Origin of the sequence: Mesorhizobium sp. M7A.F.Ca.CA.004.04.2.1, assembly GCF_004022825.1 — a bacterium.
In the GTDB taxonomy this organism is placed as follows: domain Bacteria; phylum Pseudomonadota; class Alphaproteobacteria; order Rhizobiales; family Rhizobiaceae; genus Mesorhizobium.
The window spans coordinates 1-3,330 of record NZ_RZPH01000684.1 but is presented as its reverse complement, the minus strand read 5'-3'; the positions used below and the strand labels follow the sequence as shown (position 1 = coordinate 3,330).

3 protein-coding genes are annotated in these 3,330 nt (G+C 64.3%); 1 reads left to right on the top strand and 2 read right to left on the bottom strand.

What is annotated here, in order from left to right:
* Positions 1–221: 221 nt before the first annotated feature.
* Both EN893_RS25180 and EN893_RS25175 read right to left on the bottom strand, forming a co-directional pair.
* The gene (locus EN893_RS25180; RefSeq protein ID WP_127268372.1) at positions 222–2,048 is read right to left on the bottom strand and encodes an ABC transporter ATP-binding protein/permease; all 1,827 of its coding nucleotides are present in this window, start codon (positions 2,046–2,048) and stop codon (positions 222–224) included.
* A gap of 132 nt (positions 2,049–2,180) precedes the next feature.
* Complete coding sequence (locus EN893_RS25175) at positions 2,181–2,963, bottom strand: methyltransferase domain-containing protein (RefSeq protein WP_127268371.1); 783 nt, start codon at positions 2,961–2,963, stop codon at positions 2,181–2,183.
* Between the two features lie 137 nt (positions 2,964–3,100).
* Here EN893_RS25175 and EN893_RS25170 point away from each other — a divergent pair.
* Positions 3,101–3,330: MBL fold metallo-hydrolase (locus EN893_RS25170; RefSeq protein WP_128361853.1), on the top strand; the 230-nt coding region annotated here is incomplete at its 3' end.

The following is a 3,330-nucleotide window of genomic DNA, read 5'->3' as shown; positions in this document are numbered from 1 at the left end:
CCTTCTCGTCCATCGACAGCGAGATGTCGACCGCCAGCACCAGCTCGACGTCGACGGCGAGCGCATCCGGCGGCGAGGCCATCGGGGCAGCCTGGGCGCAGGCAAGACAGGCAAGCAGGCGAAGAGCATCAAGCATGGCCGTCGCCAGGGTTGTTCTCCCGAAGAGCTTCCCTCGCGATCGCGGCAAAATAAAGCTCTGCTTCCCTCGCTCGGATATCAGCTCATTTCTTGCGGCGGGCGGCGACTGGCGGCGGTTCTATCGCGCCGGCCCTGACGCGGGCGGGCTTCAGGGCTGGCGCACCGGAATCCTTGACGATCGTCAACGCGCGCGGGAAGAAGTGGTTGTTGTGCTGGCCGCGCCCGATGTTGAGGATCGCTGTCCCCGGCAAACGCTTCTCGAGCATCGACAGCACGCGTCTTAGCGATGGGCCGTCGAACGCATCCAGCGCCTCATCGATGATCACCCATTTCGGCTGCCGCAACGCGAGCCTGGCGAAGGCCAGCGAGCGTTGTTCGTCATCGCCCAACTCATGGTCCCAACGCCCGGCACGGTCGAGCGATGAGGATAGCCGTCCCAGACCGACCTCGGCCAGCACCGCCGAAATGTCGGCATCGTTCGCCGGCGCGGGCCCGTTCGGGTGATCGAGGACTTCGCGCAACGTGCCGACCGGAAAATAAGGCACGCGCGGCACGAATATGGGGGTTTCTCCCGACGGCAGGCCGATCCGGCCGCTTCCCCATGGCCACAGGCCGGCAATGGCACGAAAGAACAGCGTCTTGCCCGCACCGGGGTCGCCGGTGATCATGACGCGCTCGCCGGGGCGGATTTCGACATGCGGATCGGCGAGTCTGGTGCAACCCTCCGGCGAGGTCACTTCGAGCTTCTCGAAAGTCAGGCTGCCATTGACGTTTTGGCCGAAGGCAATGCGCTTTTCCGTGTCATGCAGCGCATCGGTTTCATCGAGCGCGATGCGGAAATCGGCCACGCGCATCAGCGTGGCGCGCCAATCGGCGATGCTGCCGATGTTGTTGATGAACCAGCGCAAGGAAGAGTGGACCTGGTTGAAGGCGCCGACCGCCATCATCAGCCCGCCAAAGCTGATATCACCTGAGAAATAGACCGGCGAAGCGACCAGTATGGGCGCCACGACGGTGATCCAGCCATAGGTGTCGGTCACCCAGGACAGGTTGATCTGGGCGGTGTAGATGCGCCGCATGGCGCCCAGCACCGTGCCGAGATCGAGTTCGAGCCGCCGCCTTGCGTCGGCCTCGCCGTGATACAACGCAATGGCATCGACGTTCTCGTTGACGCGCACCATCGAGGAGCGCAGCTCGGCTTCGCGTGTATAGCGGTCGCTGTTCAGGCGGATGAGCGGGCGCCCGACCAGCCAGCTCAGCCAGGAGGCGATGCCGGCGTAAAGGATAGCGGCCCAGACCATGTAGCCCGGTATGGCCAGCGAGGTCCCGCCGATGTGGAACACGAAGCCCGAGGACAGCTCCCACAGCACCCCGACGAAGGACACGAGCAGAATGCACGACTGCAGCAGCCCGACGCCGAGATCGGTTGACAGGTCGGACAGATGCGCGGCGTCCTGCTGCATGCGCTGGTCGGGATTGACGCCGATGGCGCCGGCATTGGCCAACCGGAAGGCGCGCGCCGGCCGCATCCACTGATCGATCAGATCCAGCGTCAGCGCCTCGCGCAGTTTGAGCCTGATCATCTGGTTGAGCCAGGTCTGGCCGATATTGAGCACCAGCAGCCCGCCGGCGATCATCGCGAAGACGAGGAGCTGGTGCAGGAAGGCCGCCATGTCGCGGCGCGAAAGCGCATCGTAGAAAGGCTGGTTCCAGCGGTTGAGCAGAACCTGGCCGATCGACGTTGCGATGATCACGGCCATGATGCCGACCGATGTCCACAGCAACCATTTGCGAACCGGCGATCGCGCCAGTGCCCGCCGGATCGTCGCCACCTGATCGCGCAGGCTGCTGGCTTCAACCGCCACGGCAACCGGATGAACGGCGGCGGCATTGTCCGGTTGATCAGCCATGGCCGAGGTCCTTGCGTCAGTGCTGAAACCGGATGGAGAAACTTGACAGGCGTTTGTATGGGCTGCCGGATGGGCTGTCGGTCCGCTTGCGACAGATAGGCAGGGAAACGAGGTCAGGCACGTTTGCCGTGATCACGAAGCCGTCACCCGCGCAGCCGAGGGCTTGGCATCGGCTTTGCGACGGCCAAGCCGGGTGGCGCCATGCGGCGACAGCACCGGCACGAAGACGCGGCGCGAGGCGCGCTGGACGACGGGCACGCCTTGATAGAGCCGTTTCTGCGCCTCGACGACGATGACGCCGGAAAAGATCGGCCACAGCCGCCGGCCGGCGCGCTCCAGCACATTGTGGAAGCGCATCATGAAACGGCGCTTCGACGGCGGAAAGAACAGCGCATCGGACCAGGCGGCGGGCGTAAAATTGGCCTCGCGCAGCAATTCGGTGAGCTGGCCGCGCGAAAAGGGCCGGCCATTGCCGAATGGGGTGTGCTCGAAGCGCGCCCAGACACCGCGCCGGTTGGGCACGACGATGACCACCCGGCCAGCCGGCGACAGCACGCGCCAGATCTCGTTCAGCGTCTCACGCGGGTTCTCGACATGTTCGAGCGAATGGACGAGCAGCATGCGGTCGATGCAGGAATCGACCAGCGGCAGTTCCTCGTCGAAGACCAGTGCCGTCGCCGTCGGCCCTGTCGCCGGCCACACCACCGCGCCTTGCGTTGCCGGCATGAAGGCAAAGACCCGCTCGGCATCGGTGCCGAACCGCTCCAGCCAGGGCAAGGTGTAACCCAGACCAACCAGCCGCTCGTTGGGCACGACCGCCCATATCGACGACAACGCCATGGTGATCGAACGCTCGGCGAACCGGCCGAGCGTTGTCGAATAGAAGGAGCGAAGATCGACGATGTCGGAATGCATGGCAGGGATGTAGCCGTGATATCGGCGGGTTTCAACAAAAGGCCGCGACGACCCGACATTCCGAGATGTCATTCGACATCCGGGATGACATCCACGCGCCGGCGCCCTATGTCTGCGGCCATAAACGGAGAGATGCGATGCCGGTCGAAATCGAACAGTTCATGTGCCGCAGCGACAATTTCGGCGTGCTGGTGCATGATCCCAAAAGCGGCCAGACCGCGATCATCGACGCGCCCGAGGAAGCGCCTATCCTGGCAGCGATAAAGCGCACCGGCTGGACGCCGACGACGATCCTGACCACGCATCATCACATGGATCACGTCGAGGCCAATCTGGCGCTGAAGGAGCGCTTCAAGCTGCGCATCAT

Bases quoted from the DNA above. Each gene is read 5' to 3' on its own strand.
- EN893_RS25175 (WP_127268371.1), bottom strand. From the start codon at position 2,963: ATGCATTCCGACATCGTCGATCTTCGCTCCTTCTATTCGACAACGCTC.
- EN893_RS25180 (WP_127268372.1), bottom strand. From the start codon at position 2,048: ATGGCTGATCAACCGGACAATGCCGCCGCCGTTCATCCGGTTGCCGTG.